Below are 18804 nucleotides of genomic sequence, written 5' to 3'. Positions count from 1 at the left end.
ATGACTATCGACAAGCAAAAGCTCCAGCCGTTGTTGTGGTCGGTGGTCGTCTCCTGGCGAGCTGGCAGCGATGCCCTCGAGCGCCACACGGACGCCCTGGACGAGTTCCTCGACCAGACGACAGTAGAGGAGGTGGCGTTGGGGCTGCTGGATGAGATCAGCCAGCTCACCGCCAGGGTGCGTGCCGCGGAGAAGCAGCTGCAGGAGGTGGCCAATGCCTGAGTTCGCAATTCGCAGCACCCATGACCTCAGCCGCCTATACGGCGCCCTGCACGCCATCGACCTGACCAAGCCCAAGGTTGTGGTGATCAAGGACGAGAAGCGCCCGGACGTCTGCAACCGGAAGATGTGGGCCATGCTCCGTGACGTCTCCCAGCAGGTGGAGTGGTACGGCCGCAAGCTCACTGACGAGGACTGGAAGCACATCTTCAGCGCGGCGGTGCAAAAGCAAGACGCAGTGCCGGGGATCGACGGCGGCTTCGTCGTTCTGGGCGTCTCGACCCGCAAGCAGTCGCAGAAGTGGTTCAGCGACCTGTTCGAAGTGATGCACGCCTTCGGCGCCGAGCACGGTGTGCGCTGGACTGAGCCTGATCGGTGGGGAGGGCAGTACTGATGAGCCATCAATTCAAGCCGGGCGAGCTGGCGCTGATCGTCGGCACCCTCTCGGCATACGAGACGCTGGGTAGAACGGTGGAGCTGATTGAATACCTTGGGGATGACCGAGTGATTTTCCTTGAGTCTGGCGGCTGGGTAGACAACGTCGAGGAGAACCGTATCTGGCTCGTTCGGCTGACTGATGGCCAGTACACCGACAAGCGCGGCGTGACGACCTCCGAAGGGCCATGCAGAGAGCAGTTCCTCATGCCCCTGCGCGGCGACTTCTCTCCCAAGCAGCAGAAAGCCAAGGAGGCCGAGCCATGCGCGTAGCCGAGATCAAACCGAAGAAGTGCCGCGCGCCGGGCTGCGGCAAGCCTTTCCACCCGACGATGACCACGCAGAAGGTGTGCAGCATGGCCTGTGCTCGAGCCATGGCCAAAGACCCGAAGCTGCAGAAGGTCGCCGCCAAGGCCATCACCAAGCAGGCCCGCCAAGACCTGCAGGAGCGCCGGGAGAAGCTCAAGACGCGCCGAGAGCACATTGCCGAAACCCAAGCCGCGTTCAACGCCTACATCCGCGAGCGCGACGCCGGCCTGCCGTGCATCAGTTGCGACTCGCTGCCGAGCGACCACGACCTCATCACTGGCAGCCGCTGGGACGCCGGCCATTACCGGTCGGTGGGAGCCTGCCCGGAACTCCGGTTCGAGCCGCTGAACGTCCACCGGCAGTGCGTGAAGTGCAACCGCAACTTGTCGGGTAACGCGGTCGAGTACCGCATCCGGCTGGTGAAGCGCATCGGTGTAGACCAGGTCGAGTGGCTGGAAGGCCCTCATAAGGCCCTGCGCCTGACCATCGAAGACCTGCAGGCCATCAAGGCGCTGTACAGGCAAAAACTCAAAGACCTTAGGAGGGCAGCAGCATGATCTACTCGAGCGTATCCGGAGCAGTGGTTGCCGCCCTGGCGGCAGGCGAGAAGGGCGCGGCGAAGGGCCAGGCCTGGCAGAAGCTGTACAACCCGAACGAGGAGGAGGGTGGCTGCCTCGCTTCGCTGTCGTCCGGCGGTGGCGATCTGGACCGAACACAGGTCGACTACTGGCTGGCGGCGCGCATCCACCATCAGCTAATTCCGCGCCATTGGGATGCACTGGTGGCGAAGTACAGCACCAGCAAGGCGAAGAAGGTGCAGGCGATCGCCGCTGTGAAGCCGCTTATCGCGAGCCCGGCCAAGCCGCTGTTTGTGTTCAAGGCGGTCACTGCCTGGGCCATACCGAAGCTTTCAGGTGCTGGCCGTAAGGGCACCAAGTCGGTTTCGGTAGACATATCTCTGGATCTGCCTGAGTGGCGCCGCGAGGCCCTTATTCGTGCCGCAGTGGCTGTGGGAGCGTCGGAGCGAAAGCGCGTCGAAGCGCTAGAGGAAGATGTTCTGATCCTCCCTGACAGCTTCTACGACATGAACACCTGGGACCTCGATGCAGCCCCAGAGTCGACCAGGCGCCGGTGGCGGGCCGACATCCACGAAAAACTCAACGGGATGGTCGATGAGGCGATGACTCAGGTTCAGCAGATCCTGGAGGCTGAAGGCCTGCTTCTGAGTCATGCCGCGTAATCGCCTATTGACATCAGTGAGCGACTGAGCGAAATTATCCCCATCCTGTCATTCCTGCGCGTATTTTAGGAGTGGCTATCAAAGCCCGGCGGTCCAGTCGGGCTTTTTGCTGCGAGGCAAAGGAAATGCGAACGCCGCTCCTGCTTCTTGCCATTTTCTCCTCCTTCGTCAATGCCGACTTCATGCAGCCTTCGCATGATTGCAGCGAGCCGATCATCCCCTACGAATTCGAAGATGCGTACGAGCGAGAGCAATTCCTGAGCGATGTCGAGGAGTACAAGTCCTGCATGCTGGAATTTGTTGAGGAGCAGCGGGACGCCGTCCGCAAGCATAATTCGGCGGCCGACGAGGCCATCGATGAGTGGAACGCGTTCATCAAATCGGTCTGATCGCAGGCCGCACTGAAAGCCCGGCCAAGCGCCGGGTTTTTGGTGGTGCGGTATCCGTTAGAGACTAATTCAGGCAATATCCCGTCTTCGTGATAACGGAGGTTGGCGCATGCTTGATTTATGGACGAATAGACTTCATATCGCTGATCTGAGCGAGAAGTGGCAGAAAACCGCCAGAAATCTTTGCCCTGAATCGTCATGGTTTTGGGTTGTATTCCATAACGGTCGGATTTATGGCGTTTACTTGTCGGCAATTGATGCAGCAAACGCTATTACTGAGCTCGAATTACTGCATGTTGCGGAGGCCGAGCCGGAGCCTGAATCTAAGGTCAGGGCTTTGCTAAGGAAAAAGCAGGAAGATTCTTAATCGAAAGACAGCGACTCGCCGATCCCTCGTCTGTCGTGCGGCGTGAAGGATTTATAGCCCAGCCATCATTGCGCTGGGCTTTTTCGTTTCTGCGGGTAAGCGTACGTTTCGTCGCCAGCCTTCCATGCTGAGCAAAGAAGGGTTCGATTCCCTCTACCCGCTCCAATTCGCTGTGTGCTGATCCTCGCACTTACCCGCGCCCTAATGAGGGTCTCAAGCAAGTTTTTTTATTCCAAGGACACCCCTATGGCTGAACCAACAAGCACAGCCGCCAGCGTAGTGCTGGGCAAGTATGGGGTGGTGATGGCCGCCTTCATCGGCTCGATCCTATCGCTCGGTTTCCTCAAGGACCTGACTCGGTTCCAGGCTGCTACCGCGGTCGCTACCGGATTCGGCTTCTCGGTCTACCTGACGCAGCCTGTCACCGCCTGGCTTGCCCCCAAGCTCGAGCTCGCTGTCACTGATGACCTGTTGTGCGGCGTAGCCTTCGTACTGGGCCTCACAGCGATGAACATCATCCCGGCAATCAAGGCTGCCATGGGGTCGTTCGTCACGGCGCGAGGTGCTTGATATGAACAACATCCTGGTTTCAGCGCTTACCGCCCTGGACGTGTTCCTGTGCGTTCTGGTGGTGGTTGCTGCCTGTGACTACCTACGCAAGGTACGCCCGGTGGATCAGCCGCTGCTAAGCGTTGCGTTCTACCTGGTCGCTATTGGCGGGTTCGGTGCATTCGTCACTGCGCTTCAAGGGCACTGGGTCAACCCTTTCGGCGTGGTGCTTCATTCCGGGGTCGTTGCCTATGCCTGGGCTCGTCGCGGTCACGTATTCGGCTGAAGCGCGCCAAAAATTCGAGATGCGCCGTTGCGTGGCGCGGGATTAGCAATGAGCAACGTCACCCGCATTCGCCATGAACTTCCGGTAAGCAAGGATATCGCCCACGTAGTCGCAGAGCTCGACGCCGCCCTGGCGAAAGCCATTGATGCTGCGAAGGAAGCTGGCCTTCCACAAGGGCTCCTGGTTGGCCTGCTGCACGGCCATGCCCACGCCGAGACGCACAAGATGGTCAGCGAATAGGAGAGACCCATGGGCGATGTCGTTTCCCTGGAAGACATGCGCCCTCATGTGGTCGTGAACGCTGCAGACGCTGCGCACGTAATCCCGGTAGCGCTGCTGGAAGACGTCGCGAAAGGCTTGAAACCTTCCGCAATTCTGACCGAGCCAGTCATCCAGCGAATCATTGAAGAGTGGCTTGAGTTCACCTCGTAGGAATTACCGTGACAGCAAAGCAACCCGACTGGGAGGCGAACGAGCCTTCCGAGCCGGGTTTCTTGTTGACTAAGCCTTAACCATCTGCCAGAGGACGACCCCTCCAAGGGCGAGTATGAGTGCTGACTTCCACGTGAAGAGCTTTTTTAGCCATGGCCAAGCCGCGACCGTGCTGAGGATCAAGACCAAGGCAATTTCTGTTTTTTGCATGTCGTAACTCCACTTACTGTGTGAGCCTCCTATCCTCCGCGGTTAACTCTTCCGTGAGGGCCGTATTCGCCCCGCTTTGCGGTCTGAAATTGATTCGTGTGCGTTTTGAATGTCAGGTGACCGATGGAAAGACCTATTCCTCCTCAATCACTGCTTGGGCTTTCAGAGCTCTCTGATTTCGGAATACGTCTGGTGCCAGCTCCTGAAGTGTGGGATTGGGTCAGCCGCCAGATCCTGGCTAACACTGGCAGCATCCACAACGAAGACCACTCTCACCTGATCGACGCCAACATTGGAGTGCTTTGGGCATCCTCTGGATTCGCCAAGCAGGGAAGGGTGGTGCTAGGCCAGGCCGAGCAGCTGATGTTCCGCGCAGGTGGATGGCAGAAGGCCCGGCAAGAGCAACAGATGCGGGATTGGTTCGGCGAGGAGCCGGCCTACCTGATCACCTTGGCAGCCGACTACTGCGCCCAGTGCACCGACGCCGAGTTCTGCGCCCTGGTCGAGCACGAGCTCTACCATATCGCCCAGGCGACCGATCAGTACGGCGCTCCCAAGTTCACCCAGGATGGCCTGCCCAAGCTTGAAATGCGCGGCCACGACGTCGAAGAGTTCGTTGGAGTGGTGAAGCGCTACGGTGCAAGCGAAGACGTACAGCAGCTTATCGACGCTGCAAGCCGGCCGCCTGAGGTGGCCAAGATCAACATTGCGAGGGCCTGCGGAACCTGTCTGCTCAAGTCGGCCTGATGTGAGACAGGCATGAGACGGAATCCAACCTATGGCAGCCCTGAAAAGCGATGTGAAAGCCTTCATCGTTCAGGCTTTGGCGTGCTTTGACACGCCCACCCAGGTCTCACAAGCCGTTAAGCAAGAATTCGACATCGATGTCACCCGCCAGCAGGTGGAGCAGCACGACCCAACCAAGCGAGCTGGCGCCAACTTGGCAGTCAAGTGGCGGACCCTTTTCGAGGACACCCGTAAGCGTTTCCGCGAGGAGACGGCAGAGATACCGATCGCCAACAGAGCGTTCCGGCTCCGTGGCCTTGGCCGAATGGCTGAGAAGGCCGAGAACATGCGCAACCTGGCCCTGACAGCTCAGTTGTATGAACAGGCTGCCAAGGAATGCGGCGACATGTACGTCAACCGGAAGCTCGAACCCGACAAGCCCCTGGGCTCCCAGGCGGACCAGCAGCACGCCGTTGCTGAGTACAAGCTGGAGCCAGACGAGAATGTCCCCGCTACCCCGTACCTATGAGGCGCCGGTCAAGCTGACGCCGAAGCAGGCGAACATCTACGTGTGGGGCTTCCAGCCTGAGGCTCGCTTTCGTGATGCGGTGTGCGGGCGTCGATTCGGCAAGACATTCCTCGGCAAGGCAGAGATGCGCCGCGCGGCGCGCTTGGCGGCAGAGTGGGGCGTCAGCGTAGAGGACGAGATCTGGTATGGCGCGCCGACGTTCAAGCAGGCCAAGCGGGTCTTCTGGCGCCGGCTGAAGCAGGCGATACCCGAGGCCTGGCGGGCAGCCCGGCCGAACGAGACCGAGTGCTCGATCACCCTAAAGTCCGGTCACATCATGCGAGTGGTCGGTCTCGACAACTACGACAACCTGAGGGGTTCTGGTCTGTTCTTCGTCCTGGTGGATGAATGGGCGGACTGCCCGTGGGCGGCCTGGGAAGAAGTGCTCAGGCCAATGCTCTCCACCTGCCAGTACACGATCCCCCAGACAGGGGAGTCGAGGAAGGGCGGACATGCGCTGCGGATCGGCACCCCGAAGGGCTTCAACCACTGCTACGACACCTATCGCGATGGGCAGCCAGGCGGTGAGCCTGACCACAAGAGCTGGCAGTACACCTCGCTGCAGGGCGGTAACGTCCCGGCTGAAGAGTTGGATGCCGCTCGCCGCAAGATGGACCCGCGTACGTTCCGCCAGGAGTACGAGGCCGGTTTCGAAAACTATGCCGGGGTCGTCTACTACACCTTCGACCGAGCCGAGTGCCGCACCAGTGAGCGCGTCAAGCCGGGCGAGGCCGTGCACATTGGCATGGACTTCAACGTCATGAAGATGGCCGCGGTTGTGTACGTGGTCCGTGACGGGTTGCCACTGGCGCTCGACGAGTTCCACTCGGTGCGCGATACGCCGGAGATGATCGAGAAGATCAAGGTGCGGTTCTCGGGTCACAGCGTTTCCGTTTACCCGGACGCCAGCGGCCAGAACACGAGCAGCAAGAACGCTAGCGAATCGGATCTGTCCCTGCTCAAGAAGGCTGGCTTCACCGTGGTGGTCGACTCGCAGAACCCCGGCGTGAAGGATCGCATCAACGCGGTGAACTCGATGTTCCTCAACACCTACGGGGAGCGGCGCCTGAAGGTCAACATCGACCAATGCCCGCAGCTCACCCAATGCTTGGAGCGGCAGACCTACACCGACAAGGGTGAGCCGGACAAAGATCCGAAGAAGGGGCACGACCACATGAACGACGCCGCGGGCTACTTCATCGCCAAGCGGTTCCCGATCAAGACTCAGTCCGCCGGCACCCGCCGCATCGGAGGTTTGGCGTAATGCCTGTTCAATCCACCAACCCAGACTACGACGCTCACATCGAAGAGTGGCGGATGATGGACGACGCCCTGGAGGGCGAGGGCGCTATCAAGCGCAGCCCGCGTAACCTACCAAAGCCGAGCGGCATGACAGAAGCCGAGAAGCTAGACGGCGCCGGCAATGCCTATCTTTACCGCAACTACACCGACCGGGCTCAGTACGAGCACTGGGTGCGGGATTCGCTGCGCTCGATGATGGGCCTGGTCTCCCGGCTGATTCCCGAGGTGAAGCTGCCTGCGGGCCTGAAGAGCCTGGAGGATAACGCCACGGCTGATGGATTCGGCCTGACCCAGCTGTTCCTCAGGATCGTGCGTCAGGCCATTTCCCATGGCCGGGTGCCACTGGTGGTCAACATCGATGACGCGGGCCAGCCGTACTTCGCCACCTATGCTGTTCGCAACGCCATCAACTGGGACACCGCCGACCAGGGTGGTCGCCAAGACCTGGTGCTGTCGGTTTTCCGCGAGTTCAGACGGAAGGAGCAGGATCGCTACAGTCACGAATGCGAGACGGTCTACCGCGAGTTCTACATGGACGGCTCGGTTTGCCGCACTGGTGTACGTAACGAGGCTGGCGATCTGATCGAAGACGACCGCCCACTGGGCACCGTCGACGGCAGCAACAACCTGGTGCGCGGCTTGGGCTACATCCCGGTGATCTACTGCGGCTCCACCGACAACTCGCCCGACGTGGATGAGATCCCTCTGCTGACCATGGCTCGGGCCGCGCTCAAGTCCTACCAGCTCAGCGCCGACTACTTCACCGCACTGCACCAGACCAGCCACCCGCAGCCGTGGGTGTCCGGCCTAGACGAGAGCGTAGAGCTGAGCGTAACCGGGCCATCGGCGGCTTGGGATCTGGGCCCAAAAGGGTCGTGCGGCTACCTGGAGTTCCAAGGCGCCGGCATCCAGGCCGTTCGCACCGCGATGGAAGATCAGAAAAACGCCGCGCTTGAAGCCGGCGCCAAGGTCATGGACGTCTCCGGCACCGAGTCGGGCGAGGCCCGCAAGACCCGGCAGAACGACCAACACGCGACGCTCCACAGCATCGTCATCACCGCAGCCGCCGCGATCGAGCAGGCCCTGCGGTACGCAGCAGAGTGGACCGGCTTCAATCCTGACGAAGTGGTCTTCACGGTCAAGCCGGAGTTCGTGATCCCAGAGGTCAACGCCCAGGTGCTGGCCGAGCTGCAGAAGAGCGTCATGGCCGGCACAATCAGCGCCGAGACCTACTGGCAGTATCTCACCACTGGGAAGCTTCCCGAGCGCCCCTACGACGAAGAGGCCGAACTGATCGGCGACGACCACGGCGCGGGCGGCGTCAACCTGGACAAAGACGATGGCTATGAAACCGGAGCAGACGGCGGACGAGAAGCTGCTGGAGCAGGTAAGCCGCCACTCGGTACTGCTTGAGCGGCTGAAGGCGGGCGAGGTCAAGAAGTTCGAAACCTACCTGCGCCGGGCCGACACGCATGTCCGTGACCAGCTCACCCGCAAGGAGCTTACCACCTACGGCCGGAGCCGGTTGGAGGAATTCCTTGGGCGGGTAGGGGGCAAGCTGCTGGAGATCTACAAAGCCTTCAGTGACCGGATGCAGTCCGACCTGGTGGACATCGCGCAGTACGAGGCGGCGTTCGAAGGCCGCAGCCTGGCCAAGGCGCTGCTTATCGACGCGGTCATGCCGACGGATTCGCTGCTCAAGGCGGCGATCAACACGCAGCCTCTGCAGGTGGCAGGGGTGGATGGCGGCAAGCTGCTCAAGCCCTTCCTCAGTGGTTGGACCCGCACTGAAACCGACAGGGTAACTAACGCCATCCGGATGGGTGTCGTACAGGGCCAGACCAACGCCGAGATCACCCAGGCCATTCGCGGCACCTCGGCGCAGAACTTCACCGATGGCGTGCTGGCGGTCACCAACAGAAGCGCCCGGGCAGTCGTCCAGACCGCAGTCCAGCATGTGGCCACCACGGCACGAATGGAAACGCTCAAGGCGAATGCCGAGGTAGTGCCGGGCTATCGCATCGTCGCCACCCTGGACAGGAAGACCAGCGTGCAGTGCCGGAGCCTGGATGGTCGTGACTACGAGGTGGGGAAGGGGCCTGTGCCCCCGTTCCACATCCACTGCCGAACCACCATCTCACCCATCACAAGGTTGTCGGCGCTGTTCGGCCAGGGCGCCACGAGGGCGGCAGTGGGCGCGGATGGCGGCGCGCAGGTCTCGGCAAGCCTCAGCTACTACCAGTGGCTTAAAACGCAGCCAGCGGCCTTCCAGGACGCTGCGCTGGGGCCGGTGCGGGGCAAGCTGTTCCGCGATGGGGGCCTGACTGCCGAGCGCTTCGCAGCCTTGCAGCTAGATAAGAATTTCAAGCCGCTGACGCTTGACGAAATGAGAAAAATTGAGCCCTTAGCGTTTGAACAGGCAGAAGTGCCTAGTTAAAGTGCCCCTCTTTCTCGGGCAGGAGCGTGCGGTGCGTTACATCGGATGGTTTCTGGCAGGCGTGGCTTGCTTGACTTTTGGAATGGCTGGACTGGCGATTGGGATAAATTTCAATCCGGAATCTACCGTAAAGTTTGTTTTGGTGTGGGACTCTGGCACCTGGGCTGCGATAGGTGCATGTGCAGGAGCGATCTTCACCGCTGCAGCAGTTTGGCTGTCGCTTTACTACTCAAGGCATGACTTCCGTGAAGGGGTCAAGCTCATCTCAGAGACGCACTTGGCGGCTGGATCCAACTCACTTACCAAGATGACACTCAGAGCTGTGTGCACCGGCCGCCTCCCCACGACAGTCCTGTCTATCGGGTTCAGGCTAAAAACTACTGGTGTGATACACCCTGTTTCAGAATTCACAGGGGACTACGACAGTAAGCGAAAGCTAGAGCGCGGAGATATATTTGAAGCAAGGCTTCAGGCGTACGATCTGCAGCAGATCGCGAGGAAGTTTTCCAAAATAGTGGGTACGAATGTTCGAGATATTGAGCTGTCAGTACGGACAGGTCTCGATACCCATTCATCGCCCCTAAGCAAAGAAGCCTCCGAGTTACTCGAAAGGTTTATGAAAGCAGCACTGGGTGAAGGTCCACCAGTGATCATATGAAGTACACCAGCCTCGCATAAGCGGGGCTTTTTTATGCCCGCCAGGCGGGCCAAATCAATCCCAAGGGGATAGCCACATGCCTTTTGACTTCGACCCGGCCGCCCACGGCCTCACCCTCGACGAAACCCAAACCGCCGCGCTGAAGGCAGTGCTGGGTGGCGAGGTGCAGAAATTCCTGGACGGCGAGGTTTCGGGCCTCAAGTCCAAGAACCGGGAGTTGATCGACTCCAACAAGACCATCAAGACCGAGCTGGACGGCCTCAAGGGCAAGTTCGAAGGTCTGGACATCGAAGCCGTCAAGAGCCTGCTGGCCAAGGCCGGCCAGGACGAAGAGACCAAGCTGATCGCCGAGGGCAAGCTGGACGAAGTTATCAGCCGCCGTACCGAGCGCCTGCGCACCGACCTGGACAAGCAGGTCAAGGCTGCCAACGAGCGTGCGGACAAGGCCGAAGCCTTCGCTGCCAAGTACAGCGACAAGGTGCTGGCCGACTCTATCCGCGCTGCCGCCATCAAGGCCGGTGCGCTGCCTGAAGCTGCTGAGGACATCATCCTCCGCGCCCGCGGCACCTTCAAACTGAGCGAAGACGGCGAGCCCGTTGCCACTGACCGTGCCGGCGAAGTCGTGTACGGGAAGGACGGCAAGACCCCGCTGTCCCCCCTCGAATGGGCGGAATCGCTGCGCGAGACCGCATCCCACCTGTGGCCAAGGGCTCAGGGTGCCGGACAGACCGGCGACAACGGTGGCAAGGCCACGAAGAAATGGGGCGAGTACACCGAGACCGAGCGTGCAGCGATGGCTCGTGACAACCCCGAAGCATTCAAAAAACTCCAAGCCACCCGAGGAACCTAACCCATGGCATCTACCCAACTGTCGGACATCTTCGTTGCCGACTACTACGGCACTCTGGAGCCGGTGAACTCTCCAGAGAAGACCGCCGTCTACGAGTCGGGCATCATCACCCGCTCGGCCACCCTGGACAACATCGCGAAGAACGGCCAAGGCACTTCCGAGATCAGCTACTGGCAGGATCTCGATGCCGACGAGGCGCCGAACATCTCCAACGACGACCCTGACGACCTGGGTGCCGTCGGCAAGGCCGAGCAGGGCAGCATGCGCGCTCGGACCCTGTACCTCAACAAAGGCTACGGCGTCTCCGACCTGACTGCTGAGCTGGCCAACTCAGAGCCGATGCAGCACATCCGCAACCGCTTCGGCACCTACTGGACCCGCCAGTGGCAGCGTTACCTGATGGGGGCTGGGCGGGGCATCATCGCCGCCAACATCGCCCAGAACGGCGGTGACATGGTCAAGGACTCGGGCGCCTCGATCAGCGCCAATGCCTTCCAGGACGCAGCGTTCACCGCAGGCGACGCCGCCGACATGTTTGCCGCGATCGGCGTGCATTCGGTGGTCATGAACCAGATGGTCAAGCAGGACATGATCGAATACCTGCGCGACTCGCAGGGCAAGATCATCCTGGCTACCTACCTGGGTAAGCCAGTCTTCATGGACGACGCCCTGACCTACGCGCCGGGCCAGTACCTGTCGCTGTTCTTCGGCCAGGGTGCCTTCGGCTACGGCGAGGGCGACCCGCACATGCCGGTCGAGATGCAGCGCAAGCCAGATGGCGGCAACGGCGGTGGTGCCGAAGTCCTGTGGGAGCGTAAGACCTACATCCTGCAGCCGGCCGGCTTCAGCTGGCAGGGTAGCGAGAACCGCAACCTGAGCCCGACCGCCGCCCAGTATGCCGCAGCAGCGAACTGGAAGCGCGTCTTCGACCGCAAGCAGGTTCCGTTCGCCGCGGTCATCAGTGGCACCGCCACCCCTTGACCCCATGATGCGGGGCGCCGTCCTGGCGCCCTGCGCAGGAGATCAGCATGAAAGTCATCTACTCCAACACGCCGGGCAGCGAGCGCGGCACCTGCTATCGCCGCCTGGACCAGTTCTTCGGCGTGATCGACGGCGCTACCTCGGTGGCCGTGCAGGGCGATGCCCCTCACATCACTGAGGCCTACCAGCGCCAAGGCATCAGCGTCAGCGAGATCGAGGAAGGCCTGCGCCTGGACGGACCGACCATCGCTCAGTGGCTTGAGCAGGGCTATAAGGCTTCGGCCTACCCGCCGAACGGCTATGCCCCGGTCAGCAGCCAGGCTGAGATCGACAAAGCGATCGAGGGCGAGGACGGCGGCGACGACGAGACCGACCCGCGCAAGATGAAGGTCCCGCAGTTGAAGGCCTGGCTGACGGCCCAGGGCATCACCTTCGACCCCGCCCTCAACAAGCCCGATCTGCAGGCCCTGATCCCGTCGAAGGAATAAGCCATGACCGACTTCATCACCGTCGCTGATGTTGACCAGAAGCTCGGTCCGGACTGGGCGGGTACCGGTGATGCAGTCCTTGCCGTGACCATGGCCAACGCCTGGCTCACGGCCAAGATCAAGCGCCCGGTGCCAGATCCGGTGCCGGATGCAATCGTGACTGCCGGCGCGCAGGTGGCCAAGCTAGCTGCGGCCGGCCAGCTTTACAAGGACACTCAACGCGAAGTGCAGAGCAAGACGGTTTCGGCGCAGGCTGGCACGTCGACCAGTAAGACCTATGTCGCTGGCTCTGTGGATCGATCGACCAGCGAGAACTTCGCCCTTGACCTCATCGCGCCCTGGACCCGTCGGTCTGGCACCGTAATGCTCAAGAGGGTCTGACTCATGGGCATGCGCGAAGAGCTCCAGGCCGAACTGGCGGAAGCGTTCGACGATCCAGACGGCCTTGCTGACGCAGTAAAGCCGGTAGCGGGTACTCGCACCATCAAGGGCGGGTATGACCCAGCCATCGGCGGCACAGTGCCAGCCTCAACGCTCCACTACATTGGCCGCGGTGTGTTCGGCAGCTACCTGGCCAAGGAAATCGACGGCTCGCGCATCCAAACCGAGGACGTGAAGCTGCTTGTGCTGCAGAACGAATTGTTCGTGGGGCAGGCTGGCGCCGTCACCGATGCCCCGGCTGCACCCAAGATCGGCGACCAGGTGAGTGGATACCGGGCTCTGAACGTGTCCGAAGATCCTGCCCAAGCCACCTGGACAGTCCAATTGAGGAAGTAACCATGCCACGCGGCTCACACATGGCCCAGCGTTACGGCGGGAAACAGGGTGGATTCTCCGAGGCTATCCGGGCATTCGCCGAGCAGGCTGAGCAAGCGCTTGACGCTACCTTCCGCGAGGTCGTGATCGAGATCGGCAGCAGCGTCATCCGCATGTCGCCCGTGGGAAATCCGGAAATTTGGGCGGGCAACGTCGCTCACCGCACCAAGGCCAACAGAGCCGCCGATGACTACGACTTCAAGGTCACGGTCCGCAACACCCTGATTAACCTGAATCAGGACAACTTCACCAAGGCTGGCAAGCTGCGCAAGGGCGTCAAGTATGCCAAGCCCCTGACAAAGACCGAGCGCGAGCAGAATTTCGCCACCAATGGCCTTGTGGCGGGTCAGGGTTACGTCGGTGGCCGCTTCCGGGGCAACTGGCAGTTCTCCATCGATTCACCGGCTACCGAAGAGCTCGACCGCATTGATCCATCTGGCAGCCAGGCGATTGCCGACCTGATTGCCCAGGTGCAGGCGCTAACCATCGGGCAAACCGCCTACATCCTGAACAACTTGCCCTATGCCGTGCCATTGGAATATGGCCACTCCACTCAGGCCCCAAGCGGAATGGTTAGGGTCACCCTGGCCAACTTCCAAGCTATTGTCGACCAAGCCACCAGGAACAACCAGGTATGAGCCAGGCACTCGCCCGACAGGCCATCGAGATCAAGCTGATGGCCTGGGCCACGGCGCGCCCGATCCGAGTCGCGAACTTCGAGCAAGGATTCGAGGCCGAGCCCGACGAAACCTATCTGCAAGCATTCCAACTGCCGGCGGGCACCACTTGCCGATACCTGGGCGGCGAGGCCTACGAATACACCGGTGTCTACCAGGTGAGCATCGTTTGCCCGGCGGGCCAGCCTTTGGCAACCGCCGAGACCCTTGTCGGAGAGATTTCGACACTCTTCCGGGTGGACTCGGAACTCAGCCGCAACGGCTTCGAGGGCATGGTCGTCGAGCCGGTAGGGCAGGGCCCAACCATCACCGAGTCGGCGACCTACACGGTCCCGGCCAGTTTCACCTACCGCGGTGTCGCGGACCAATCGCCCGCTGGGGCATAACCAACCGCCGCCCGGCGGGCTATCAAGAGGAAACAACCCATGGCCGCACGCTTTCCGCTGCCAAACGGCGCCGTGCTGGAAATTGCACGCGTCATCGGCTCTGCCGTCCCATTCACCGCGCTGACCAATGCGAAACCGCCCGTGGCGACTTCAGCCGATCACAACATCCAGAACGGCGATGTTCTCTTGGTCAGCTCCGGTTGGGCACTGATCAATGACCGCGCTGTAAAGGCATCCAATGTCGCTGCCGACGCATTTTCTCTCGGAGGCCTGGATACCAGCAATGTAGAGCGCTTCACCGCGGGTGCTGGCGTAGGCTCTGTGCTTCCTGTCTCAGACTGGGTGCAGATATCCAAGGTCACCTCGTTCACCTCCTCGGGCGGCGAGCAGCAGTATGCGACCGTGGGGTACCTGGAAGACGACGATGACAAGCAGTTCCCCACCAACCGTAACCCCACCAACCTGTCCATCGTGGTCGAGGACCAGCCGACTGCCGCATACGTTGAGGCGGTTGAAGGCTACGACGCCTCGAAGGAGTTGGCAGTGATCCGCATGAAGCTCCGCAACGGCGACCAGATCCTCTACCCGGGCTACGTCAGCATCACTCCCGACCCAACCATGGAGCGGAACAACGTGATGACCCGAACCATCAGTGTCGGCCTGTCGGCTCGCTCGCTTCGTTACCTGGCCGGCGCGTAAGGAGTTCTCATGCCGAAGATCAAGATCGCGCAGAACCCCACGTTCACCGCCGAGGTGAAGATCCCGCGTGTTGGCGCCGAGCCGGTGAGCGTCCCGTTCACCTTCCGTTACCTTGACCGCAACGCCTTGGCCAAGCTTTACGACGGCTGGAATCAAGCGGCCGAGGCCAGCGCCGAGAAGGCCAGGGACGAGAGCCTGACGCTCGAGCAGTTCACCGCTGCGCAGGTCCAGCACCAGGCCGAGCAGATCAAGGCTGTGACCGTGGGCTGGGGCTTCGACGACAAGTTCACCGATGAAGCCATCCTCGACCTGGTGGCCACCTGCGTAGGCGCGCCCCAGGCGGTGCTGAGTGCCTACCAGGAAGCGTACAACCCGGCACGTCTGGGAAACTGAGGGCGGCGGCACGGGCGCTGTACGAGCAGGGCCCGTCCGCCGAGCAGTTGGGGGCCTTGGGGCTGACACTGGATGACATCGAGGTGGAGGAGGTGGAGGTCTGGCCGGACGCGTGGCTCGGCTTCTGCCTGTTCGAATCCCTGGGCACACAGTGGCGCCTGGGCCCGGGCGGGCCTTCCGGACTGGATTACACGGCCATACCGGCAGCGGCAGAGATGCTTGGCATCAAGCGCCGGAAGCTGGCCGATCTTTTCCCCGACCTCCGCATCATGGAGCATGAAGCCCTGGCCGTGATGGCCGAAGCTACGGAGTAGGGCAACGACTGACGCGGCAAGGCCGCATGGAGCAAGAATGAGACTCCTACACCATGAAGCCACTGGCGATGAGCTGATATCAGTTACGTGTGGTATTTCCGCCAAGGAATCTGTGAGGGGTGAAGTGTTGCAAGAAGTTTGGCCAGATCGGGCCGACCGTGATAACGGAAGGTTCCCCGAGAATCTTGTGACGCCAGAACAACGGGCACTCCAGGAAATTGCGGCTGGAAAGCTTCGCGGATCGGTTGTGCGGCGCTAGATGATGACGTGTAGTGATGTTTGACGATCACCACGGCAAACGTGACTCCACGATGCGTGATCAAAGCGCCTTCGAAACTACTCATGGGTATTCCTTATCAAGTGAACCCCAGTCCATGGGATATCCAGCATTTGACCGGGGCGGGATGCTGGAGGCACAACGCTACTACGCCCCGGACATGGCCACGTACTGGCTTTCCGTCCAGGGTGGATGGGTGGACAGGGTACATATGGGCTGAATGATGCTAATGTGCCATCTTTTAGCATGGAGCAAATGAGAATGACTGAAGGGGTAATCCTCCGCAAAGCCACTGATGCAGATATCGCTGCTATCCACGAAAGATTCTTGTCCGAGCCAGACAAGAGCATTTGCTTCGTTACGAGGAGTTCGGAGGCGCTAGGTGAAACCGTTTTCGTTATCCAGTTTGGTGGCGATGTCGCCGGTTTCATAACCTTCAGAACCGCCAGCGATGAGGTGTTTCCGATCTTTGTTTTTTCACCCTATCGCAGGAAGGGCATTGGCGCCGAAGCAATGAAGCAGTTAATTGTTTTATGGAAAGCTGAAGGTGGGCAGGAGATCTTCTTGGATATCCTGGAGGGTGCGGAAGCTTTTTGGGAGAACGTTTTCGCGGGCTATTCAGTAAAACACGTTGTTGACCGAAAATTCTGCGTTGATATCTCGAAGTAACGATCAGGGAAGCCCAGCCCCGCGCTGGGCTTTTTGCATCTGGTGGCTCAGGTATTGAGCAGCTCGCACATTTTAGAAAACTTGAGGATGTCGTTCACTGCACGTGCTTGATCCCCGGTGATGACCCCCAATAGGCCCGCAATTGCATTGCGAGCGCCTTTTCGAATAGGGCTCCCGTGAGGGAGTAAGTGATCAGCGACCTGGTATCGCTCGAGTGGCCAGGACTGCAAGGCTTCCAAGAGCAGTTCTCGCATCTTGGCGACGGCATATGGCCCATCTGCTGGGTCGCGGAGTGCCTGTCTCAGTTTCGTGAAGTCGTGTTGCATTGCCGGCCTCCTGGCGTGGCATGAAAAGCTCGGCGCAGGCCGGGCTTGGGGTTACTTGCTGTTCAGAGATTTTGTGCCTGGATCGTCGCACGGAGCCGAGTTAAATCCTTGGACGGTATGACATAGGTTCTAGAGAGCATGTCACCGACCCGCTGGCACCGTGCGGACTGCGTATAGATGAAAATTGTTATGATCCCTAGGGGCACCTCAACGAGCCTTGTGAATCCGCGAATCAGGGCCTGAACAAGCGTTGGCGGCCCGCCTGCTCCGTTGATGACGGTCAGTCCAAAGACGCACTTTCCTGGGGTCCTACCTTTGAAAAGCCACTCGCACAGGGGGTATAGGAACAGGCGGACAAAGACCAGTTCAAACCCTGCGAACAAAAGGGTCTCTCGACTAACAAGCCACAGGCCGAGCAGGACGACTGCTCCGTAATCGATGACGTACGCTCCTATGCGTTTCATCAGAAGGGACGTCCTTGAGACTTCCATCAGGTGCTCCGTGCTGTGGTGATGGCGAAGGGGTGGAACCCGACGATTGACTGGGCTTGGGTTACTTGAAGTTGCGCTCGTAGATTAGCTCGTAGCACCGACGAGCCACGGTTGCGAAATACAGGCCGCTCAATGCGATCAACCCGACGAAAATGAAAGCTAAGGCGGTATCCCAGGTGATGGCATGGTCTTTGGACCATTGGACTAAATCGATGGTCGAGTTTCCTGAGACCCACAAGTAGTAGGCGCCCACCAAGAAATTAGGTAAGCCTATCAATGTTAGAGCCAGTCGCTGAGTTCTGCGTACGGCCGCCTCTGAAATCTCTGAACGGCGGCTATGAGCTTTCTCATCAGGTTCATGCTGGGATACGCATGTGGCGGAAGTATTCGCCTATGGCACTGGTCGTCCCAGGGGTAGGATCGACATCGTCGTACCAAAACGAGGCACGCAATGGGATGTCGACGTTGAATAGGCAGACAAACTGCTCTTCATCCAGATCGTAGATGACGCGCTCAACGGTAGGATCAAGCTCTGACCCAGTCATTGTTTCCCAGAGCTTGCAGCTGGTGCCTTGCTCAAGGTGGAGGCCGGGAAAAGGCACGAATGGAAGGTCGAGCTGATGGCTGCAGTAGCCTACCAATTCACCCTTCTGGACGACTCTGACAGCGAGCAAAACCTTGTGCATCGGATCTCCTTGAATGGGCGGCGCTTGGCCGGGCTTGAGTTAGCTTCTTTTTAGAAGCTCTACCAATTTCTCGTAGGCGCCGGGTACGTCTTGCTCCAGCTGAGCCAACATGCTCGTATCGTCGTCGAGCCTTTCCTTCAGCCCATGGGCAAGGATGAGCTGCACCGCTGCATCAAATGAGACGCCCGCGCTTTTCGCGAACTCCTGAATCCTCGACTCGTTCTCTGCCGAAATGGTAACGCTGATCTCTCGGCCGGAGGTTTCGTACTCATCATCTGAAGCATCGTCCTCATCAAGTCCGATCAGCCTTCTGAGCAGTTCCTCTGTGGTTATACCGAGTTTGGTCGCCTCTGCGTGAAGCTGAGCTGCTTCGTCTTCGGTGAACTCAACTTCGACCTCCGTCGTCGTCTGCTTGAGTTCGGGCATCAGATAGTACGCGTCTATTTTCAGGGCTCTGGCGAGTTTTAAAGCGCCGCCGAGGCGAGGCTTAGAGCGGCCCGCCTCATAGCGAACAATCTGAGGCTGGCTGATACCGCTCTTCTCTGAGAGCTCTTTTTGCGTGAGCCCGGCCTCGGATCGCGCCCATCGTAGACGCTCTGCAAAAGATCTGGTTTCGGTCATTGC

At 60.2% G+C, this 18804-nt stretch carries 33 protein-coding genes and 1 tRNA gene; 29 read left to right on the top strand and 5 right to left on the bottom strand.

From position 1 onward, the window contains the following. The 28 genes from ACTYOL_RS16085 to ACTYOL_RS15950 all read left to right on the top strand — a co-directional run bounded on the left by ACTYOL_RS16085 (nucleotide 1) and on the right by ACTYOL_RS15950 (nucleotide 15731). The gene (locus ACTYOL_RS16085) at nucleotides 1–222 is read left to right on the top strand and encodes a hypothetical protein (protein WP_416766540.1); all 222 of its coding nucleotides are present in this window, start codon (nucleotides 1–3) and stop codon (nucleotides 220–222) included. Continuing rightward, complete coding sequence (locus ACTYOL_RS16080) at nucleotides 215–613, top strand: recombination protein NinB (protein ID WP_416766542.1); 399 nt, start codon at nucleotides 215–217, stop codon at nucleotides 611–613. The genes ACTYOL_RS16085 and ACTYOL_RS16080 overlap by 8 nt, the downstream gene beginning before the upstream one ends. Then, nucleotides 613–927, top strand: coding sequence for a hypothetical protein (locus ACTYOL_RS16075; protein WP_444756590.1), 315 nt, complete (start codon nucleotides 613–615; stop codon nucleotides 925–927). Before ACTYOL_RS16080 ends, ACTYOL_RS16075 begins: the two co-directional genes overlap by 1 nt. Then, nucleotides 918–1520, top strand: a complete 603-nt coding sequence (locus ACTYOL_RS16070) for a recombination protein NinG (protein ID WP_444756589.1) — start codon at nucleotides 918–920, stop codon at nucleotides 1518–1520. Before ACTYOL_RS16075 ends, ACTYOL_RS16070 begins: the two co-directional genes overlap by 10 nt. Then, nucleotides 1517–2203, top strand: a complete 687-nt coding sequence (locus tag ACTYOL_RS16065; RefSeq protein ID WP_444756588.1) for a hypothetical protein — start codon at nucleotides 1517–1519, stop codon at nucleotides 2201–2203. The genes ACTYOL_RS16070 and ACTYOL_RS16065 overlap by 4 nt, the downstream gene beginning before the upstream one ends. Nucleotides 2204–2328: 125 nt before the next feature. Beyond that, a complete protein-coding gene (locus ACTYOL_RS16060) occupies nucleotides 2329–2592 on the top strand; it encodes a hypothetical protein (protein WP_416766550.1) in 264 nt (87 codons plus the stop codon). 109 nt (nucleotides 2593–2701) lie between these two features. Beyond that, complete coding sequence (locus ACTYOL_RS16055; protein WP_444756587.1) at nucleotides 2702–2959, top strand: hypothetical protein; 258 nt, start codon at nucleotides 2702–2704, stop codon at nucleotides 2957–2959. Nucleotides 2960–3050: 91 nt separating this feature from the next. Beyond that, nucleotides 3051–3124, top strand: a tRNA-Ser gene (locus ACTYOL_RS16050). Nucleotides 3125–3205: 81 nt separating this feature from the next. Further along, the gene (locus tag ACTYOL_RS16045) at nucleotides 3206–3529 is read left to right on the top strand and encodes a peptidase M48, Ste24p (RefSeq protein ID WP_100413161.1); all 324 of its coding nucleotides are present in this window, start codon (nucleotides 3206–3208) and stop codon (nucleotides 3527–3529) included. A 1-nt stretch (nucleotide 3530) separates the two neighbouring features. Then, nucleotides 3531–3794, top strand: coding sequence for a hypothetical protein (locus tag ACTYOL_RS16040; protein WP_444756586.1), 264 nt, complete (start codon nucleotides 3531–3533; stop codon nucleotides 3792–3794). Between the two features lie 48 nt (nucleotides 3795–3842). Further along, nucleotides 3843–4034, top strand: a complete 192-nt coding sequence (locus tag ACTYOL_RS16035) for a hypothetical protein (RefSeq protein WP_444756585.1) — start codon at nucleotides 3843–3845, stop codon at nucleotides 4032–4034. 9 nt (nucleotides 4035–4043) lie between these two features. Then, complete coding sequence (locus ACTYOL_RS16030) at nucleotides 4044–4226, top strand: hypothetical protein (RefSeq protein WP_444756584.1); 183 nt, start codon at nucleotides 4044–4046, stop codon at nucleotides 4224–4226. 333 nt (nucleotides 4227–4559) lie between these two features. Further along, nucleotides 4560–5183: a putative metallopeptidase gene (locus ACTYOL_RS16025; RefSeq protein WP_444756583.1), complete on the top strand. Its 624-nt coding sequence runs from the start codon at nucleotides 4560–4562 to the stop codon at nucleotides 5181–5183. 31 nt (nucleotides 5184–5214) lie between these two features. Next, the gene (locus tag ACTYOL_RS16020) at nucleotides 5215–5691 is read left to right on the top strand and encodes a DUF2280 domain-containing protein (RefSeq protein WP_444756582.1); all 477 of its coding nucleotides are present in this window, start codon (nucleotides 5215–5217) and stop codon (nucleotides 5689–5691) included. Beyond that, nucleotides 5666–6994, top strand: coding sequence for a phage terminase large subunit family protein (locus tag ACTYOL_RS16015; RefSeq protein WP_444756581.1), 1329 nt, complete (start codon nucleotides 5666–5668; stop codon nucleotides 6992–6994). Before ACTYOL_RS16020 ends, ACTYOL_RS16015 begins: the two co-directional genes overlap by 26 nt. After that, entirely contained in the window at nucleotides 6994–8445 is a 1452-nt protein-coding gene (locus ACTYOL_RS16010; RefSeq protein ID WP_444756580.1) for a DUF4055 domain-containing protein, read from the top strand. Before ACTYOL_RS16015 ends, ACTYOL_RS16010 begins: the two co-directional genes overlap by 1 nt. Continuing rightward, a complete protein-coding gene (locus ACTYOL_RS16005) occupies nucleotides 8372–9469 on the top strand; it encodes a minor capsid protein (protein ID WP_444756579.1) in 1098 nt (365 codons plus the stop codon). Before ACTYOL_RS16010 ends, ACTYOL_RS16005 begins: the two co-directional genes overlap by 74 nt. Before the next feature lie 31 nt (nucleotides 9470–9500). Further along, the gene (locus ACTYOL_RS16000) at nucleotides 9501–10127 is read left to right on the top strand and encodes a hypothetical protein (RefSeq protein ID WP_444756578.1); all 627 of its coding nucleotides are present in this window, start codon (nucleotides 9501–9503) and stop codon (nucleotides 10125–10127) included. A gap of 76 nt (nucleotides 10128–10203) precedes the next feature. Further along, on the top strand, nucleotides 10204–10977 hold the full coding sequence (locus tag ACTYOL_RS15995) for a hypothetical protein (RefSeq protein WP_444756577.1): 774 nt from the start codon (nucleotides 10204–10206) through the stop codon (nucleotides 10975–10977). A gap of 3 nt (nucleotides 10978–10980) precedes the next feature. Beyond that, nucleotides 10981–11958: a major capsid protein gene (locus ACTYOL_RS15990; protein WP_416766566.1), complete on the top strand. Its 978-nt coding sequence runs from the start codon at nucleotides 10981–10983 to the stop codon at nucleotides 11956–11958. A gap of 47 nt (nucleotides 11959–12005) precedes the next feature. Beyond that, nucleotides 12006–12446 carry a HeH/LEM domain-containing protein gene (locus ACTYOL_RS15985; RefSeq protein ID WP_444756576.1) on the top strand — a complete coding sequence of 147 codons (441 nt, stop codon included), beginning with the start codon at nucleotides 12006–12008 and terminating at the stop codon, nucleotides 12444–12446. Nucleotides 12447–12449: 3 nt separating this feature from the next. Next, nucleotides 12450–12827, top strand: a complete 378-nt coding sequence (locus tag ACTYOL_RS15980) for a hypothetical protein (RefSeq protein WP_444756575.1) — start codon at nucleotides 12450–12452, stop codon at nucleotides 12825–12827. 3 nt (nucleotides 12828–12830) lie between these two features. Continuing rightward, nucleotides 12831–13223, top strand: coding sequence for a hypothetical protein (locus tag ACTYOL_RS15975; protein WP_444756574.1), 393 nt, complete (start codon nucleotides 12831–12833; stop codon nucleotides 13221–13223). A gap of 2 nt (nucleotides 13224–13225) precedes the next feature. Then, nucleotides 13226–13900 (top strand): hypothetical protein, encoded by a 675-nt coding sequence (locus tag ACTYOL_RS15970; protein WP_444756573.1) that lies wholly within the window; start codon nucleotides 13226–13228, stop codon nucleotides 13898–13900. Further along, a complete protein-coding gene (locus ACTYOL_RS15965; protein WP_444756572.1) occupies nucleotides 13897–14325 on the top strand; it encodes a phage tail terminator-like protein in 429 nt (142 codons plus the stop codon). The genes ACTYOL_RS15970 and ACTYOL_RS15965 overlap by 4 nt, the downstream gene beginning before the upstream one ends. A gap of 39 nt (nucleotides 14326–14364) precedes the next feature. Beyond that, nucleotides 14365–15024: a phage tail protein gene (locus ACTYOL_RS15960; RefSeq protein ID WP_444756571.1), complete on the top strand. Its 660-nt coding sequence runs from the start codon at nucleotides 14365–14367 to the stop codon at nucleotides 15022–15024. A gap of 9 nt (nucleotides 15025–15033) precedes the next feature. Continuing rightward, a complete protein-coding gene (locus ACTYOL_RS15955; protein WP_444756570.1) occupies nucleotides 15034–15417 on the top strand; it encodes a phage tail assembly chaperone in 384 nt (127 codons plus the stop codon). Between the two features lie 56 nt (nucleotides 15418–15473). Next, nucleotides 15474–15731, top strand: coding sequence for a DUF1799 domain-containing protein (locus tag ACTYOL_RS15950; RefSeq protein WP_444756569.1), 258 nt, complete (start codon nucleotides 15474–15476; stop codon nucleotides 15729–15731). 83 nt (nucleotides 15732–15814) lie between these two features. Here the strand turns inward: ACTYOL_RS15950 and ACTYOL_RS15945 are convergent, their stop codons facing one another. Beyond that, the gene (locus ACTYOL_RS15945) at nucleotides 15815–16075 is read right to left on the bottom strand and encodes a hypothetical protein (protein WP_444756568.1); all 261 of its coding nucleotides are present in this window, start codon (nucleotides 16073–16075) and stop codon (nucleotides 15815–15817) included. 194 nt (nucleotides 16076–16269) lie between these two features. Here ACTYOL_RS15945 and ACTYOL_RS15940 point away from each other — a divergent pair, with 194 nt between their 5' ends. Further along, nucleotides 16270–16677, top strand: a complete 408-nt coding sequence (locus tag ACTYOL_RS15940; RefSeq protein WP_444756567.1) for a GNAT family N-acetyltransferase — start codon at nucleotides 16270–16272, stop codon at nucleotides 16675–16677. Nucleotides 16678–16724: 47 nt separating this feature from the next. Here ACTYOL_RS15940 and ACTYOL_RS15935 read toward each other — a convergent pair whose 3' ends face one another. From ACTYOL_RS15935 to ACTYOL_RS15920, 4 genes are all read right to left on the bottom strand, one after another. Continuing rightward, nucleotides 16725–17003 carry a hypothetical protein gene (locus ACTYOL_RS15935; protein WP_444756566.1) on the bottom strand — a complete coding sequence of 93 codons (279 nt, stop codon included), beginning with the start codon at nucleotides 17001–17003 and terminating at the stop codon, nucleotides 16725–16727. Nucleotides 17004–17065: 62 nt separating this feature from the next. Further along, a complete protein-coding gene (locus tag ACTYOL_RS15930; RefSeq protein WP_444758154.1) occupies nucleotides 17066–17467 on the bottom strand; it encodes an RDD family protein in 402 nt (133 codons plus the stop codon). A gap of 383 nt (nucleotides 17468–17850) precedes the next feature. Next, entirely contained in the window at nucleotides 17851–18180 is a 330-nt protein-coding gene (locus tag ACTYOL_RS15925) for a hypothetical protein (RefSeq protein WP_444756565.1), read from the bottom strand. A gap of 39 nt (nucleotides 18181–18219) precedes the next feature. Then, entirely contained in the window at nucleotides 18220–18801 is a 582-nt protein-coding gene (locus tag ACTYOL_RS15920; protein ID WP_444756564.1) for a helix-turn-helix domain-containing protein, read from the bottom strand. Nucleotides 18802–18804: the final 3 nt, after the last annotated feature.

Source organism: Pseudomonas sp. A014 (genome assembly GCF_052378495.1).
In the GTDB taxonomy this organism is placed as follows: Bacteria; Pseudomonadota; Gammaproteobacteria; order Pseudomonadales; family Pseudomonadaceae; genus Aquipseudomonas; species Aquipseudomonas machongensis.
The sequence above is the reverse complement of the archived record's forward strand: the minus strand, read 5'-3'. Positions and strand labels throughout refer to the sequence as shown.

What these genes read in the sequence shown, in the direction of transcription:
- ACTYOL_RS16085 (WP_416766540.1), top strand. Translation starts at nt 1, where the DNA reads ATGACTATCGACAAGCAAAAGCTCCAGCCGTTGTTGTGGTCGGTGGTC.
- ACTYOL_RS16080 (WP_416766542.1), top strand. Translation starts at nt 215, where the DNA reads ATGCCTGAGTTCGCAATTCGCAGCACCCATGACCTCAGCCGCCTATAC.
- ACTYOL_RS16075 (WP_444756590.1), top strand. Translation starts at nt 613, where the DNA reads ATGAGCCATCAATTCAAGCCGGGCGAGCTGGCGCTGATCGTCGGCACC.
- ACTYOL_RS16070 (WP_444756589.1), top strand. Translation starts at nt 918, where the DNA reads ATGCGCGTAGCCGAGATCAAACCGAAGAAGTGCCGCGCGCCGGGCTGC.
- ACTYOL_RS16065 (WP_444756588.1), top strand. Translation starts at nt 1,517, where the DNA reads ATGATCTACTCGAGCGTATCCGGAGCAGTGGTTGCCGCCCTGGCGGCA.
- ACTYOL_RS16060 (WP_416766550.1), top strand. Translation starts at nt 2,329, where the DNA reads ATGCGAACGCCGCTCCTGCTTCTTGCCATTTTCTCCTCCTTCGTCAAT.
- ACTYOL_RS16055 (WP_444756587.1), top strand. Translation starts at nt 2,702, where the DNA reads ATGCTTGATTTATGGACGAATAGACTTCATATCGCTGATCTGAGCGAG.
- ACTYOL_RS16045 (WP_100413161.1), top strand. Translation starts at nt 3,206, where the DNA reads ATGGCTGAACCAACAAGCACAGCCGCCAGCGTAGTGCTGGGCAAGTAT.
- ACTYOL_RS16040 (WP_444756586.1), top strand. Translation starts at nt 3,531, where the DNA reads ATGAACAACATCCTGGTTTCAGCGCTTACCGCCCTGGACGTGTTCCTG.
- ACTYOL_RS16035 (WP_444756585.1), top strand. Translation starts at nt 3,843, where the DNA reads ATGAGCAACGTCACCCGCATTCGCCATGAACTTCCGGTAAGCAAGGAT.
- ACTYOL_RS16030 (WP_444756584.1), top strand. Translation starts at nt 4,044, where the DNA reads ATGGGCGATGTCGTTTCCCTGGAAGACATGCGCCCTCATGTGGTCGTG.
- ACTYOL_RS16025 (WP_444756583.1), top strand. Translation starts at nt 4,560, where the DNA reads ATGGAAAGACCTATTCCTCCTCAATCACTGCTTGGGCTTTCAGAGCTC.
- ACTYOL_RS16020 (WP_444756582.1), top strand. Translation starts at nt 5,215, where the DNA reads ATGGCAGCCCTGAAAAGCGATGTGAAAGCCTTCATCGTTCAGGCTTTG.
- ACTYOL_RS16015 (WP_444756581.1), top strand. Translation starts at nt 5,666, where the DNA reads ATGTCCCCGCTACCCCGTACCTATGAGGCGCCGGTCAAGCTGACGCCG.
- ACTYOL_RS16010 (WP_444756580.1), top strand. Translation starts at nt 6,994, where the DNA reads ATGCCTGTTCAATCCACCAACCCAGACTACGACGCTCACATCGAAGAG.
- ACTYOL_RS16005 (WP_444756579.1), top strand. Translation starts at nt 8,372, where the DNA reads ATGGCTATGAAACCGGAGCAGACGGCGGACGAGAAGCTGCTGGAGCAG.
- ACTYOL_RS15995 (WP_444756577.1), top strand. Translation starts at nt 10,204, where the DNA reads ATGCCTTTTGACTTCGACCCGGCCGCCCACGGCCTCACCCTCGACGAA.
- ACTYOL_RS15990 (WP_416766566.1), top strand. Translation starts at nt 10,981, where the DNA reads ATGGCATCTACCCAACTGTCGGACATCTTCGTTGCCGACTACTACGGC.
- ACTYOL_RS15985 (WP_444756576.1), top strand. Translation starts at nt 12,006, where the DNA reads ATGAAAGTCATCTACTCCAACACGCCGGGCAGCGAGCGCGGCACCTGC.
- ACTYOL_RS15980 (WP_444756575.1), top strand. Translation starts at nt 12,450, where the DNA reads ATGACCGACTTCATCACCGTCGCTGATGTTGACCAGAAGCTCGGTCCG.
- ACTYOL_RS15975 (WP_444756574.1), top strand. Translation starts at nt 12,831, where the DNA reads ATGGGCATGCGCGAAGAGCTCCAGGCCGAACTGGCGGAAGCGTTCGAC.
- ACTYOL_RS15970 (WP_444756573.1), top strand. Translation starts at nt 13,226, where the DNA reads ATGCCACGCGGCTCACACATGGCCCAGCGTTACGGCGGGAAACAGGGT.
- ACTYOL_RS15965 (WP_444756572.1), top strand. Translation starts at nt 13,897, where the DNA reads ATGAGCCAGGCACTCGCCCGACAGGCCATCGAGATCAAGCTGATGGCC.
- ACTYOL_RS15960 (WP_444756571.1), top strand. Translation starts at nt 14,365, where the DNA reads ATGGCCGCACGCTTTCCGCTGCCAAACGGCGCCGTGCTGGAAATTGCA.
- ACTYOL_RS15955 (WP_444756570.1), top strand. Translation starts at nt 15,034, where the DNA reads ATGCCGAAGATCAAGATCGCGCAGAACCCCACGTTCACCGCCGAGGTG.
- ACTYOL_RS15945 (WP_444756568.1), bottom strand. Translation starts at nt 16,075, where the DNA reads ATGAGTAGTTTCGAAGGCGCTTTGATCACGCATCGTGGAGTCACGTTT.
- ACTYOL_RS15940 (WP_444756567.1), top strand. Translation starts at nt 16,270, where the DNA reads ATGACTGAAGGGGTAATCCTCCGCAAAGCCACTGATGCAGATATCGCT.
- ACTYOL_RS15935 (WP_444756566.1), bottom strand. Translation starts at nt 17,003, where the DNA reads ATGCAACACGACTTCACGAAACTGAGACAGGCACTCCGCGACCCAGCA.
- ACTYOL_RS15930 (WP_444758154.1), bottom strand. Translation starts at nt 17,467, where the DNA reads ATGAAACGCATAGGAGCGTACGTCATCGATTACGGAGCAGTCGTCCTG.
- ACTYOL_RS15925 (WP_444756565.1), bottom strand. Translation starts at nt 18,180, where the DNA reads ATGCACAAGGTTTTGCTCGCTGTCAGAGTCGTCCAGAAGGGTGAATTG.
- ACTYOL_RS15920 (WP_444756564.1), bottom strand. Translation starts at nt 18,801, where the DNA reads ATGACCGAAACCAGATCTTTTGCAGAGCGTCTACGATGGGCGCGATCC.